This is a genomic window from Roseateles sp. GW835-FHT13E02, from assembly GCF_058794035.1.
Map to the genome: position 1 here is coordinate 23,442 of NZ_JBXAGJ010000033.1, position 14,734 is coordinate 38,175.

10 protein-coding genes and 1 tRNA gene are annotated in these 14,734 nt (G+C 62.2%); 1 reads left to right on the forward strand and 10 read right to left on the reverse strand.

Going from position 1 to position 14,734, the window contains the following annotated elements:
* The first annotated feature begins 30 nt into the window (after positions 1 to 30).
* On the forward strand, positions 31 to 1,089 hold the full coding sequence (ruvB, locus tag AC1Q6P_RS22755) for a Holliday junction branch migration DNA helicase RuvB (protein WP_102769416.1): 1,059 nt from the start codon (positions 31 to 33) through the stop codon (positions 1,087 to 1,089).
* A 760-nt stretch (positions 1,090 to 1,849) separates the two neighbouring features.
* Here the strand turns inward: ruvB and rpoC are convergent.
* From rpoC to AC1Q6P_RS22805, 10 genes are all read right to left on the reverse strand, one after another.
* Complete coding sequence (gene rpoC / locus AC1Q6P_RS22760) at positions 1,850 to 6,070, reverse strand: DNA-directed RNA polymerase subunit beta' (protein WP_102769415.1); 4,221 nt, start codon at positions 6,068 to 6,070, stop codon at positions 1,850 to 1,852.
* A 103-nt stretch (positions 6,071 to 6,173) separates the two neighbouring features.
* Positions 6,174 to 10,295: a DNA-directed RNA polymerase subunit beta gene (gene rpoB / locus AC1Q6P_RS22765; RefSeq protein WP_492666239.1), complete on the reverse strand. Its 4,122-nt coding sequence runs from the start codon at positions 10,293 to 10,295 to the stop codon at positions 6,174 to 6,176.
* A gap of 424 nt (positions 10,296 to 10,719) precedes the next feature.
* Complete coding sequence (gene rplL / locus AC1Q6P_RS22770) at positions 10,720 to 11,100, reverse strand: 50S ribosomal protein L7/L12 (RefSeq protein WP_102769413.1); 381 nt, start codon at positions 11,098 to 11,100, stop codon at positions 10,720 to 10,722.
* 48 nt (positions 11,101 to 11,148) lie between these two features.
* Positions 11,149 to 11,670 carry a 50S ribosomal protein L10 gene (gene rplJ, locus AC1Q6P_RS22775; protein WP_102769412.1) on the reverse strand — a complete coding sequence of 174 codons (522 nt, stop codon included), beginning with the start codon at positions 11,668 to 11,670 and terminating at the stop codon, positions 11,149 to 11,151.
* Between the two features lie 316 nt (positions 11,671 to 11,986).
* Entirely contained in the window at positions 11,987 to 12,694 is a 708-nt protein-coding gene (rplA, locus tag AC1Q6P_RS22780; RefSeq protein ID WP_102769411.1) for a 50S ribosomal protein L1, read from the reverse strand.
* Position 12,695: 1 nt separating this feature from the next.
* The gene (gene rplK, locus AC1Q6P_RS22785; protein WP_102769410.1) at positions 12,696 to 13,127 is read right to left on the reverse strand and encodes a 50S ribosomal protein L11; all 432 of its coding nucleotides are present in this window, start codon (positions 13,125 to 13,127) and stop codon (positions 12,696 to 12,698) included.
* 187 nt (positions 13,128 to 13,314) lie between these two features.
* Positions 13,315 to 13,902, reverse strand: coding sequence for a transcription termination/antitermination protein NusG (nusG, locus tag AC1Q6P_RS22790; RefSeq protein ID WP_102769409.1), 588 nt, complete (start codon positions 13,900 to 13,902; stop codon positions 13,315 to 13,317).
* Positions 13,903 to 13,987: 85 nt separating this feature from the next.
* The gene (gene secE / locus AC1Q6P_RS22795) at positions 13,988 to 14,371 is read right to left on the reverse strand and encodes a preprotein translocase subunit SecE (RefSeq protein WP_102769408.1); all 384 of its coding nucleotides are present in this window, start codon (positions 14,369 to 14,371) and stop codon (positions 13,988 to 13,990) included.
* A 149-nt stretch (positions 14,372 to 14,520) separates the two neighbouring features.
* Positions 14,521 to 14,596, reverse strand: a tRNA-Trp gene (locus AC1Q6P_RS22800).
* A 15-nt stretch (positions 14,597 to 14,611) separates the two neighbouring features.
* Positions 14,612 to 14,734: EF-Tu C-terminal domain-related protein (locus AC1Q6P_RS22805; protein ID WP_492666240.1), on the reverse strand; the 123-nt coding region annotated here is incomplete at its 5' end.

Consider the following 14,734-nt stretch of genomic DNA (forward strand, 5'->3'; position numbering starts at 1 on the left):
GTTGATGGGCTGCGGCCGGAGACCTTTCGCATGAGCATTCAGACCGACGATTTCGCCAGCCAGGTCAGCCGCGTCATCAGCGCGGCACCGGCCTCGCCGCGAGAAGAAGCCATCGAACGCGCCCTACGGCCCAAGCTGCTGGACGAGTACGTGGGCCAGGCCAAGGCGCGCGAACAGCTGGAGATCTTCATCGGCGCCGCACGCAAACGCGACGAAGCGCTGGATCACGTGCTGCTCTTCGGCCCCCCGGGTCTGGGCAAGACCACGCTGTCCCACATCATCGCCGCCGAGTTGGGCGTGAACCTGCGCCAGACCTCGGGGCCGGTGTTGGAAAAACCCAAGGATCTGGCCGCCATCCTGACCAATCTCGAGAAGAACGATGTGCTCTTCATCGACGAGATTCACCGGCTCTCGCCCGTGGTCGAAGAAATCCTCTACCCCGCACTGGAGGACTACCAGATCGACATCATGATCGGCGAGGGCCCGGCGGCCCGCTCCATCAAGCTGGACCTGCAGCCCTTCACCCTGGTCGGCGCCACCACCCGCGCCGGCATGCTGACCAACCCGCTGCGTGACCGCTTCGGCATCGTCGCCCGGCTGGAGTTCTACACCGCGGCCGAGCTGCAACGCATCGTCACCCGCTCGGCCGCCCTGCTCAACAGCGCCATCGATGCCGAAGGCGCACTCGAGATCGCGCGCCGCTCACGCGGCACACCGCGCATTGCCAACCGCCTGCTGCGCCGCGTGCGCGACTATGCAGAGGTGAAAGGCAATGGCCACATCGGCAAGGACATCGCCGACAAGGCCCTGGCCATGCTGGACGTGGACCCGCAGGGCTTTGACCTGATGGACCGCAAGCTGCTCGAGGCCATCGTCCACCGCTTCGACGGCGGCCCCGTTGGCCTGGACAATGTGGCCGCCGCCATCGGCGAAGAAAGCGGCACGATCGAAGACGTGATCGAGCCCTACCTGATCCAGCAAGGCTTTCTGCAACGCACCCCGCGCGGCCGCATCGCCACGCTGGCCGCTTACCGCCACCTCGGCATGACCCCACCGAAAGCACACGGGCAGTTGTTCGGGGACGAATGACCTGGCGCTTGTCGCAGCCGGACGACAACTTGCGGCACGTTGCGGACCTAGGCTGTCTGGTTCTTTCTCGCTGCGGTGTCTCGTCCCGCCGCCGGGCTCGTGGTTCGCGGGTCGGCTCCGTGAGCCGACTCCCCTCGGTGCTCACTGCGCGGCTCAGCGGCGCCAAACTTCCTCCGTTCGCTGCGCTCACTGCGGTCAAACAGTGGCGCCGAGTTGGAGCTTGAAGCGCGTGGGTACACGCGCCTGAGCCGCTCCGCTGCGCCCTCGGCCGCGCACAAATCGCCCGTCGGCGGGCCGAGCCACCTCCGGAGATGGCGTGTTCCACCGTTGAGGGGGCAGATCGATCGCGATGCAAGCGCCATGCAGCCCGTGCCGCTGCCGGGCGATTTGTGAAGGGCCGAGCAGCACAGCGCCTCGGGGCGCGCGCGTACTCGCGCGCTTCAAGTTCTGACTTGGCGCTTCTGTCTGAACGAAGCGAACGCAGGGAGCGAAGTGAGTTATGCGCCAGCCCCGAGGCGCGAGCAGCGCAGGGAAGTCGGCCCGTCAGGGCCGACCCCGGAACCATGAGCCCGGCGGCGGCACGGGCTGCAGGGCCTCACGAGAAAATCGAGTCACTGCTTTATGAAGCAAGACACGCTCTAGCAAGCACACACTCCAAAGCGTCGCGGATATAAAAAGGCCGCCCGATCTCTCGATCGGGCGGCCTTTGTTTTGAACCCGGGGCCTTGTCGGCGCCCGGGTGTCAAACACGGTGGATGGCTTACTCGGCAGCCGGCTCGGCGCCTGCGTCGACGCTGGCCATTTGTGCAGAAGCCAATTCCTCGGCTTCTTGCTGAGCAATGGCGCGGCGCTCGGCGTCGTCCATCTTCTCCTTGGCATAACGGGCGCGGTGGAAGGCCATGCCGGTACCTGCGGGGATCAGGCGGCCGACGATGACGTTTTCCTTCAGGCCACGCAGCTCGTCGCGCTTGCCCATGATGGCAGCCTCGGTCAGCACGCGGGTCGTTTCCTGGAAGGAAGCGGCCGAGATGAAGGAGTCGGTCGACAGCGAAGCCTTGGTGATACCCATCAGCACGTCGGAATAGGTGGCCGGGACTTTGCCTTCCTTGCGCAGACGATCGTTGGTATCGAGCAGCTCCGAGCGTTCCACTTGCTCGTTGATGATGTAGCTGGAGTCACCGGCATTGGTGATCTGCACACGACGCAGCATCTGGCGAACGATCACCTCGATGTGCTTGTCGTTGATCTTCACACCTTGCAAACGGTACACGTCCTGCACTTCGTCGACGATGTAACGAGCCAGCTCTTCCATGCCCAGCAGGCGCAGGATGTCTTGCGGGTCGGCCGCGCCGTCCACAATCAATTCGCCGCGGTTGACCACCTGGCCTTCGTGGACCAGGATGTTCTTTTCCTTGGGCACCAGCTCTTCGTGCTTCTTGCCATCGGGGTCGGTGATTTCCAGGCGGTTCTTGCCCTTGGTCTCCTTACCGAACGACACCGTACCGGTCAGCTCGGCCAGCACACCCACATCCTTGGGTGAACGGGCTTCGAACAGCTCGGCCACACGCGGCAGACCGCCGGTAATGTCACGGGTCTTCTGACCTTCCATCGGGATACGTGCCAGCACTTCACCCGGGGCCAGGTCTTGACCGTCACGCACCTGCACCAGCGCGCCGACCGGGAAGCCGATGGTCACCGAGTGGTCGGTGCCAGGGATCTTCACTTCCTGGCCGTTGGCGTCCAGCAGCTTGACTTGCGGACGCACCACCTTGGCGGCACCGCGACGCTTGGGATCGATCACCACCAGGGTGGACAGACCGGTCACTTCGTCGACCTGCTTGGCCACGGTCACGCCTTCTTCCACATTCTCGAACTTCGCCTGACCGGCGAACTCGGTGATGATGGGGCGGGTCAGCGGGTCCCAATTGGCCAAGATGGTGCCGGCCTTGATGGCTTGATCCGGCTTGATGCTCAGGATCGCACCGTACGGCACCTTGTGACGCTCACGCTCGCGACCGTGCTGGTCGGCGATGATGATTTCGCCGGAACGGGAAATCACCACCAACTCGCCCTTGCCGTTGGTCACATAACGCATGGTGGCGTTGAAGCCGATCAGACCGTCGGACTTGGCATCCACGCTCGAGGCCACAGCTGCACGCGATGCCGCACCACCGATGTGGAAGGTACGCATGGTCAGCTGGGTACCCGGCTCACCGATCGACTGTGCAGCGATCACGCCCACCGCTTCGCCCACGTTCACCAGGCCACCGCGGCCCAGATCGCGGCCGTAGCACTTGGCGCACAGGCCGTAGCGCGTGGCGCAGGTCAGCGGGGTGCGGACCTTGACTTCGTCGGCGCCGGCAGCTTCCAGCACGTCGAGGTTGTCTTCGTCCAGCATGGTGCCGGCAGTCAGCAGCACGGCCTGGGTTTCAGGGTGCAGCACGTCGGTGGCGGCAACACGACCCAGGATGCGGTCGCGCAGCGATTCGATCACTTCACCGCCTTCGACCAGGGCGCGCATGGCGATGCCGTTGTCGGTGCCGCAATCGTCCTCGATCACCACCAGATCCTGCGTCACGTCGACCAGACGACGGGTCAGGTAACCCGAGTTCGCAGTCTTCAGCGCCGTATCCGCCAGGCCCTTACGAGCACCGTGGGTGGAGATGAAGTACTGCAACACGTTCAGGCCTTCGCGGAAGTTCGCGGTAATCGGCGTCTCGATGATGGAGCCGTCCGGCTTGGCCATCAGACCCCGCATACCTGCCAACTGGCGAATCTGAGCGGCAGAACCCCGGGCGCCGGAGTCGGCCATCATGTAAATGGAGTTGAACGATTCTTCGTCCACTTCCTTGCCATGACGGTCGATGGTCTTCTGCTTGGACAGCTGGCTCATCATGACCTTGCCGACTTCGTCGCCGGTCTTGCCCCAGATGTCCACGACCTTGTTGTAGCGCTCGCCCGCGGTCACCAGACCGGAGACGTACTGCTGCTCGATCTCCTTGACTTCCTTCTCGGCGCGTTCGATCAGGCCCGGCTTCTGCGGCGGGACCAGCATGTCGTCCACAGCGATCGAGATGCCTGCGCGCGTGGCCAGCTTGAAACCGGACTGCAGCAGCTTGTCGGCCAGCACCACGGTTTCCTTCAGACCGCACTTGCGGAAGGAGGTGTTGATCAGGCGCGAGATTTCCTTCTTCTTCAGGGCCTTGTCGATGTTCGAGAACGGCAGGCCCTTGGGCAGGATTTCGCTCAGCAGCGCGCGACCGACGGTCGTGCTCACCAGCTTGGTCTCGGGGATCCATTCACCCGGGGTTGCGCCCTTGGTGTACTGGGTCATGCGGACATTGATCTTGGCCGTGATCTCGACGGCGCCGTTTTCCAGCGCACGGATCATTTCCGCGATGTCCGAGAACACCATGCCCTCGCCCTTGCCGTTGATGCGTTCGCGGGTCGCGTAGTACAGACCCAGCACCACGTCTTGCGACGGCACGATCGACGGTTCGCCCGAAGCGGGGAACAGCACGTTGTTGGAGGCCAGCATCAGGGTGCGGGCTTCCATCTGCGCTTCGATCGACAGCGGCACGTGAACAGCCATCTGGTCACCGTCGAAGTCGGCGTTGAAGGCCGAGCAGACGAGCGGGTGCAACTGGATGGCCTTGCCTTCGATCAGCACGGGCTCGAAAGCCTGAATGCCCAGGCGGTGCAGCGTCGGCGCACGGTTCAGCAGAACCGGGTGCTCCTTGATGACCTCTTCCAGGATGTCCCAGACCACGGGGGTGCCGGATTCGACTTCCTTCTTGGCGGCCTTGATCGTCGTCGCGATGCCCATGGCTTCCAGGCGCGAGAAGATGAAGGGCTTGAACAGCTCCAGCGCCATCAGCTTGGGCAGACCGCACTGATGCAGCTTCAGGGTCGGGCCCACGGTAATCACCGAACGTCCGGAGTAGTCGACGCGCTTACCCAGCAAGTTCTGACGGAAACGACCGCTCTTGCCCTTGATCATGTCGGCCAGGGACTTGAGCGCGCGCTTGTTGGCGCCGGTCATGGCCTTGCCGCGACGACCGTTGTCCAGCAGCGAGTCCACGGCTTCCTGCAGCATGCGCTTTTCGTTGCGCACGATGATCTCGGGGGCCTTCAACTCCAGCAGGCGAGCCAGACGGTTGTTGCGGTTGATGACGCGGCGATACAGGTCGTTCAGGTCGGAGGTCGCGAAGCGGCCGCCGTCCAGCGGCACCAGCGGACGCAGGTCCGGCGGCAGCACGGGCAGCACTTCCAGCACCATCCAGCTCGGCTTGATGCCCGAGCGCTTGAAGGCTTCCATGACCTTGAGGCGCTTGGAGTTCTTCTTAACCTTGAGCTCGGAGCCGGTCATGTCGTTGCGGAGTTTGTCGATCTCGATGTCGAGATCCATCTCTTCCAGCAACTTCTTGATGCCCTCGGCGCCCATCAGCGCGATGAATTCGTCGCCGAATTCCACGCGCTTCGCGTCGTAGTCGTCCTCGGTCATGATCGCGAATTTCTTCAGCGGGGTCATGCCCGGATCAACGATCACGTACGCTTCGAAGTACAGCACGCGCTCGATGTCGCGCAGGGTCATGTCCAGCACCAGGCCCAAGCGCGAAGGCAGGGACTTCAGGAACCAGATGTGAGCGCAAGGCGCGGCCAGGTCGATGTGACCCATGCGGTCACGACGCACCTTGGTCTGGGTGACTTCAACGCCGCACTTCTCGCAGATGACGCCGCGGTGCTTCAGGCGCTTGTACTTGCCGCACAGGCATTCGTAGTCCTTGATGGGACCGAAGATCTTGGCGCAGAACAGGCCGTCGCGTTCGGGCTTGAACGTGCGGTAGTTGATGGTCTCAGGTTTCTTCACCTCGCCGAAAGACCACGAGCGAATCTTCTCGGGCGATGCGAGCCCGATCTTGATTGCGTCGAAATGTTCGTCGGGTGTGAACTGCTTGAAAAGGTCCAGCAAGCCTTTCATGCATAACTCCTTGGTTTTTTAGTCGGATACGGAAACATTCAGCTCAAGAGAAGGGGCCGCGCCGGGCGCTTCATGCGCCGCGGCGGGCTGGCCCCGCCCTGCCTCAGTTGCGCTCCAACTCAATATCGATACCGAGCGAACGGATTTCCTTGACCAGCACGTTGAACGATTCCGGCATGCCGGCTTCGATGGTGTGCTCGCCCTTGACGATGCTCTCGTAGACCTTTGTCCGGCCGTTCACGTCGTCGGACTTGACCGTCAGCATTTCCTGCAGGATGTAGGAGGCGCCATAAGCTTCCAGCGCCCACACTTCCATTTCACCGAAACGCTGGCCACCGAACTGGGCCTTGCCGCCCAGCGGCTGCTGGGTCACCAGGCTGTACGGGCCGGTCGAACGGGCGTGCATCTTGTCGTCCACCAAGTGGTGCAGCTTCAGCACATGCATGTAGCCGACGGTGGTCGGGCGCTCGAAGCGCTCGCCGGTGCGGCCGTCCGACAGATAAGCCTGGGTGCGCGTGGCGGTCAGTCCCTTCTTGGCGGCGATGTCATCCGGGTAGGCCAGCTTCAGCATGGCGCGGATTTCATCTTCCTTGGCACCGTCGAACACCGGCGTGGCGAAAGGCACACCGTGGCGCAGATTGCGCGCCATTTCGATGACTTCGTCGTCGCTCAGCTGATCCAGGTCTTCAGGCTTGCCACCGGACTTGTTGTACAGCTCATCGAAGAACTGACGCAGCTCGGACACGCGAGCGTGTTCCTGCAGCATGTCGCCGATGCGCTGGCCAATGCCCTTGCCGGCCCAGCCCAGGTGAACTTCCAGGACCTGACCCACGTTCATCCGCGAGGGCACGCCCAGCGGGTTCAGCACGATGTCAGCCGGCGTACCGTCGGCCATGTAAGGCATGTCTTCGATCGGAGCGATCTTGGACACCACACCCTTGTTGCCGTGACGGCCGGCCATCTTGTCGCCAGGCTGCAGGCGGCGCTTGACGGCCAGGTAGACCTTGACCATCTTCAGCACGCCCGCCGGCAGCTCGTCGCCTTGCGTAAGCTTCTTGCGCTTTTCTTCAAAGCCCAGGTCGAAGCTGTGGCGGGTCTGCTCCAGGGAGTTCTTGATCGATTCCAGCTGGTTGGCAATGTCGTCCTCGGCGGGACGGATGTCGAACCAGTGGAACTTGTCGACGCCAGCCAGATAGGCCTTGTCGATGACCGTGCCCTTGGCGATCTTCTGCGGGCCGCCGTTGGCCACGCGGCCGATCAGCAGCTTCTCGATACGGTCAAAGGCGTCGGCCTCGACGATGCGCAGCTGGTCGTTCAGGTCCAGGCGGAAGCGCTTCAGTTCATCGTCGATGATCTGCTGGGCTCGCTTGTCACGCTGGATGCCTTCACGGGTGAAGACCTGCACGTCGATGACGGTGCCCGAGGTGCCTTGGTCGACACGCAGGGAGGTGTCCTTCACGTCGGAGGCCTTCTCACCGAAGATGGCGCGCAGCAGCTTCTCTTCCGGCGTCAGCGTGGTTTCGCCCTTGGGCGTGACCTTGCCGACCAGCACGTCGCCGGGGTTCACTTCGGCGCCGACGTAGACGATGCCCGACTCGTCCAGGCGAGCCAGTTGCTGCTCGGACAGGTTGGGAATGTCGCGGGTGATTTCTTCGCTGCCCAGCTTGGTGTCACGGGCGTTGACCACCAATTCCTCGATGTGGATCGAGGTGTAGCGGTCTTCGGCGATCACGCGTTCGGAGATCAGGATCGAGTCTTCGAAGTTGTAGCCGTTCCAGGGCATGAAGGCGACCAGCATGTTCTGGCCCAGAGCCAGCTCACCGATGTCGGTGGAGGCGCCGTCCGCGATGATGTCTTCAGCCGCCACATGGTCACCGCGCTTGACGATCGGGCGCTGGTGGATGTTGGTGTTCTGGTTGGAACGCTGGTACTTGATCAGGTTGTAGATGTCGACGCCGACTTCACCGGCCACGGTCTCCGCGTCATTGACGCGAATCACGATACGGTTGGTGTCCACGTAGTCCACGATACCGCCGCGGCGAGCTGCCACCACGGTACCCGAGTCCTTGGCCGCCACGCGCTCGACACCGGTACCGACCAGGGCCTTTTCGGGGCGCAGGATGGGCACGGCTTGACGCTGCATGTTGGCGCCCATCAGTGCACGGTTCGCATCGTCGTGCTCCAGGAAGGGCACGAGCGAGGCAGCGACCGACACGATCTGCGTAGGCGCCACGTCCATGTACTGGATGCGCTCGGGCGAGGTCAGCACCGATTCGCCGTTTTCACGGGCCGAGACCAGCTCGTCGATCAGCGCGCCTTCCTTGCTCAGCGAAGCATTGGCCTGAGCGATGACGTACTTGCCTTCCTCGATGGCGGACAGGTAGTCGATCTGCTTGGTGACCTTGCCTTCAACCACGCGGCGATACGGCGTTTCCAGGAAGCCGTACTCGTTCAGCTGTGCGTACAGCGCCAGGGAGTTGATCAGACCGATGTTCGGGCCTTCCGGCGTTTCGATCGGGCAGACACGGCCGTAATGGGTGGGGTGCACGTCCCGGACTTCGAAGCCGGCACGTTCGCGGGTCAGACCGCCCGGGCCCAGTGCGGAGACACGACGCTTGTGCGTGATTTCCGACAGCGGGTTGGTTTGGTCCATGAACTGCGACAGCTGCGAGGCACCGAAGAATTCCTTCAGTGCCGCCGAGATCGGCTTGCTGTTGATCAGGTCATGCGGCATCAGGGCTTCGGTCTCGGCCTGGCCCAGACGTTCCTTGACAGCCTTTTCGATACGAGCCAGACCCGAGCGGTACTGGTTTTCGGCCAGCTCGCCCACGCAGCGCACGCGACGGTTGCCCAGGTGGTCGATGTCATCGACTTCGCCGCGGCCATTGCGCAGCTCGACCAGGATCTTGACGACGTCCAGGATGTCCTCGTTGGACAGCGTCATCGCGCCTTCGGGCGTGTCGCGGCCGGCACGGGCGTTGAACTTCATCCGGCCCACGCGCGACAGATCGTAGGTGTCTGCGTTGTAGAACAGGCGGTTGAACAGGGCCTCGACGGCGTCTTCCGTCGGCGGCTCGCCGGGGCGCATCATGCGGTAGATGGCGACGCGGGCAGCCAGCTGGTCGACGGTTTCGTCGGTGGCCAGGGTCTGGCTGATGTAGGCGCCTTCGTCCAGTTCATTGGTGAACAGGCACTGCACGTCCTTGATGCCGGCGGCGCGCAGCTTCTTCAGCAGCGCGTCGGTCAGCTCGTCATTGGCCTTGGCGATGATTTCACCGGTGTCGCCGTCGACCATGTTCTTGGCCAGCACACGGCCGAGCAGGAAGTCTTCGGGCACGGTGACGTGCTGGGTGCCGGATTGCTCCAGCTGGCGGGTGTGGCGCGCGGTGATGCGCTTGTCCTTCTCGACGATGACGGCACCGCTCTTGTCGGTGATGTCAAAGCGAGCGACTTCGCCCTTCAGGCGGTCGGCCACGAATTCCATCTGCGCACCCACGTCCATCAGACGGAAGTTGTCGAAGACGAAGAAGTGGGCCAGGATCTGCTCGGGGTTCAGGCCGATGGCCTTGAGCAGGATGGTGACCGGCATCTTGCGACGGCGGTCCACGCGGAAGAACAGGATGTCCTTGGCGTCGAATTCAAAGTCCAGCCACGAACCGCGGTAAGGAATGATGCGGGCCGAGAACAGCAGCTTGCCGGACGAGTGGGTCTTGCCCTTGTCGTGTTCGAAGAACACGCCGGGCGAACGGTGCAGCTGCGAGACGATGACACGCTCGGTGCCATTGACGATGAAGGAACCGTAGTCGGTCATCAGGGGCACTTCGCCCATGTAGACCTCTTGTTCCTTGATTTCCTTGACGGTCTTCGCCTGGGGCGATTCACGGTCGTAAATGATCATCTGCAGACGCGCGCGCACGGCGGCTGCATAGGTCAGGCCACGCTGCTGGCACTCACGGGTGTCGAACGGCGGCTTGGCGATGTTGTATTCGAGGAATTTCATTTCCACGAAACCGTTGTGCGAAACAATCGGGAACGCGGACAGGAAGGCTGCCTGCAGGCCTTCGGCCTTGCGCTTGGTGGGCGGCAGATCCTTCTGCAGGAAGGCGACATAGGCCTCCCGCTGCATGGTGAGCAAATAGGGAACGTTGAGAACGCTCTCGCGCTTGCCGAAGCTCTTGCGAATCCGCTTGCGCTCGGTATAGCTATAGGGGGTTGCTTGCGCCATAAACACTCCGTGTCGAGAGCCCACCCCTGGCCGTGGGACGGGCTTCGTCGGCGACTGGCTACTCGAGCATTGCGCTCGCGCTTGGTGGTTGGCCACTACCAACCGCTGGCGGACAACCCCGGTCACATGCTCATGTGAACCGAAGTCCGACCAAACCGGCTCTCTGCAGTCGGATCAGAGAACACTTGAAAGAACCGCGCATCATACCTCGCGCGAAGCTTTCAACTATTCTCAACAGGACTAACCCCTAAAACAGCAAAAGGGGGAGGTCATCAGACCTACCCCTTTCAGGCGCCAAGCCACCGTCTCGCGGTTCGCTGCCCTACCCCAATCCTCGTCAGGCAGGGGGCCAGCGCACATGCAAGACCCGCTTGCAACCGGGTCGATGGGAGCGAAGCTGCCAGGCAGCTCACCCCCAAGCCAATTACTTGACTTCGACCTTGGCGCCAGCTTCTTCCAGCTTCTTCTTGGCGGCTTCGGCGTCGGCCTTGGCAACACCTTCCTTGACAGCCTTGGGAGCGCCGTCGACCAGGTCCTTGGCTTCCTTCAGACCCAGACCGGTGATTTCGCGCACGGCCTTGATGACGGACACCTTGTTGGCGCCAGCGTCGGTCAGCACGACGTTGAACTCGGTCTTTTCTTCAGCGGCAGCAGCGCCACCAGCAGCAGCGCCGCCAGCAGCAGGAGCAGCCATCGAAGCGGCGGACACGCCAAACTTCTCTTCAATTGCCTTGACCAGATCGTTCAGTTCCAGAACGGTCATGCTGTCCAGAGCGGCCAGGAATGCGTCTTTATCGAATGCCATGATAGTTTCCTAATAACAGATAGATTGCAGAGTACGGGGCTACGCGCTTCAGGCTGCAGCAGTTTCGGCCGGGGCTTCTGCGCCACCGCCCTTTTGCTGAGCCAGAGCCGCCAGCACGGCCGCGGTGCGTTGCACCGGCGACAGCAGCAGGCCAGCGATTTGCGACAGCAAGACTTCCTTGCTGGGCACGGATGCCAGGGCCTTGATGCCGTTGGCATCCAGAGCCTTGCCACCGTAGGCGCCACCCTTGACGACGAGCTTGTCGTTGGTCTTGGCGAAGTCAGCGATGACCTTCGCGGCAGCGACCGCGTCCTCGGAAAAACCGTAGATCAGCGGGCCGACCATGCTCTCCGCAGCAGCTTCGAACGGGGTGCCAGCGACAGCACGGCGAGCCAGGGTGTTCTTCAGCACGTGAAGATACACACCTTGGGCACGCGCGGTGACGCGCAGCTTGTTCAAGGCTTCAACGGTGAGGCCACGGTACTCGGCCAGCGCCAGGGTCTGCGACTTGGCTGCCTGGGCGGCCACTTCGGAGACGACGGTTGCCTTCTCGTTGCGATTGAGACTCAAGGTCTACTCCTCACAAAAACGTGTCTTCCGCCTTGCGGCATCCGACACACCGGGGTTCAGCGACCTTCTGTCAGGAAACCCAAGCCTTGCGGCTTTTCAATTCCTTTCAGCGGGACCGCCATCTGCGCTGGCCGTGAAACTGGGCTTGCACCCGAAATTCACCGATTAAGCAAAACGCTGCAGCCACAAGGGCTCGCACTTCGCACCAGCGGTCTTGGATGACGCGCCAGCGAACCGGAATTCGCCGACGCCCCACCAATTCATCAATGCAGCGCCAGACCAGCGCCGCATTTCAATCGAATTCGCTTGCGACCGATCAGGCCGAAGCTTGTGCGTTGATGCTGGCCACATCCACGCGGGCGCCAACGCCCATCGTGGAGGAGATCGCCACCTTGCGCAGGTAGACGCCCTTGCTGCTGGCCGGCTTGGCCTTGTTCAGGGCTTCGATCAGAGCACGCAGATTGCCTTCCAGCTTGTCGTTCTCGAACGAGCGACGACCCAGGGTGCCGTGAATGATGCCGCCCTTGTCCACGCGGAACTGGACTTGACCCGCCTTGGCGTTCTTGACAGCGGTGGCCACATCGGGGGTGACGGTGCCGACCTTGGGGTTAGGCATCAGGCCACGGGGACCCAGCACTTGACCCAGGGTACCGACGATACGCATGGTGTCGGGCGAAGCGATCACCACATCGAAGGGCATGTCGCCCGCCTTGATGCGCTCGGCCAGGTCTTCCATGCCGACCACGTCTGCACCGGCGGCCTTGGCTTCTTCAGCCTTGGCGCCTTGGGCGAACACAGCGACGCGCTTGGTCTTGCCCAGACCGTGAGGCATCACGACCGCACCGCGAACGACTTGGTCAGACTTCTTGGCGTCCACGCCCAGTTGCACGGCCACGTCGATGGACTCGTCAAACTTGGCAGTGGCCAGGCTCTTCACCAGGGCCAGCGCTTCACCCAAGGGGTACAGCTTGGTGGTTTCGACCTTGCCTTGCAGGGCCTTTTGGCGTTTAGTCAGCTTTGCCATTTCAGACACCCTCCACCAGCACGCCCATCGAGCGAGCGGAACCAGCAATCGTACGAACAGCGGCGTCCAGATCAGCAGCGGTCAAGTCCTTGACCTTGATCTTGGCGATTTCTTCCAGCTGGGCGCGGGTCAGCTTGCCAACCTTCTCGAGGTGGGCCTTTTGCGAACCCTTGTCGATCTTGGCAGCCTTCTTGATCAGGGCGGTCGCCGGGGGCGACTTGATCACGAAGGTGAAGCTCTTGTCTGCGAAGGCGGTGATCACCACCGGCAACTTCATACCCGGCTCGTGGCCTTGGGTCTGAGCGTTGAACGCCTTGCAGAATTCCATGATGTTCAGACCGCGCTGACCCAGCGCCGGACCGACCGGAGGCGAAGGATTGGCCTTGCCTGCCGCGACTTGCAGCTTGATAAAGCCGACAATTTTCTTGGCCATGATTTCTCCTGAAAGAGCCACAGCGGCCTCGCCGCAGCTCTTGAGTGCTAGCGCAAGGGGCTGAAGGCATATCGCCTCTTACCCTTGCTCCTCTTGCCCGCGTCTCGTCGCAGGCTGACTACGGACAGGATGCGCTGCTCTTGCGAACGACGCGAGCCCTGTCAGGCTCTTGAACAGCAGATGTGGCTCAGACCTTCTCGACTTGCGAGAAGTCCAGCTCCACCGGCGTGGCGCGGCCGAAGATGGTGACCGACACACGAACCTTGGACTTGTCGTAATTGACGTCCTCGATGGCGCCGTTGAAGTCCGTGAACGGGCCTTCCTTGACGCGCACGATTTCGCCGACCATCCACTCGACCTTGGGCCGGGGCTTCTCGACACCTTCCTGCATCTGGCTGACGATCTTCATCACCTCAGACTCAGAAATCGGTGCAGGGCGGTTCTTCGCACCACCCACAAAGCCCGTCACCTTCGAGGTGTGCTTGACCAAGTGCCAGGTGTCGTCTTCCATCACCATTTCGACCAGCACATAGCCGGGGAAGAAACGGCGCTCGGTCACGGCCTTCTTGCCGTTCTTCAGTTCCACCACTTCTTCGGTCGGCACCAGGATGCGACCGAACTTGTCTTGCATGCCGGCGCGATCGATGCGCTCGCGCAGATTGCGCTCGACGGCCTTCTCCATGCCTGAATAGGCATGCACCACATACCAGCGCTTGGGAAGCCCGGCGGGGGCTGCAGCAGCCTCGGTCACGACAGTGCCTTGTTCTTCAGTCATTGCAATCCTTCAACGCTCTACAACGCTTGCCTTGCGGCTCAATTCCAGCGCGAAAGACGCCCGCAGGCGTCTGTTCACGATTCGGTCAACGCTTCCAACCCAGAATCAAGTCGTAAATCACCCATTCCAGGGTCTTGTCCGTGATCCAGAGGAACAAGGCCATCACCACGACAAAGGCAAACACATAGCCGGTCATCTGGCGCGCCTCTTTGTGCGTGGGCCACACGACCTTGCGCACTTCGCGACTCGAATCACGACCGTAAGCAATCAACGACTTGCCCGCTTCGGAGGTAAAAAACGCTGCCAACGCTGCCGCCAGCAAGACCAGCAAGGCACCCCACTGAACCCACTGCCCCTGCTTGGCCAGGTAGTAATACGCGAACAGCGCAGCAGCCAGCAACACGGCGGCGGCACCCAGCTTTGCCTTGTCGGCGCTGGTGGTCACGGTTTCGACTTGAGGATTCGACATTGATTCGGTTCCATGCCCAGCCTCACAGCTGCGCATTCAATTCTTCGGAAGTGTCGGTGGCGATACCCACCAGCAGCAAAGCCCGCCAGGATGAACTCCCGCGGGCCGATGCTTGGACCAACAAACCAGCTTCCGCGATCAACGGTGGCTGGCAGGGGCAGAGGGTCTCGAACCCCCAACCTTCGGTTTTGGAGACCGACGCTCTGCCAATTGAGCTATGCCCCTGTGGCCTTACAAATCTTAAGCGAGGATGGTGGCAACCACACCCGAACCCACGGTACGGCCGCCTTCGCGGATCGCGAAACGCAGACCGGTTTCCATGGCGATCGGAGCGATCAGCTTCACGGTGATGCCGACGTTGTC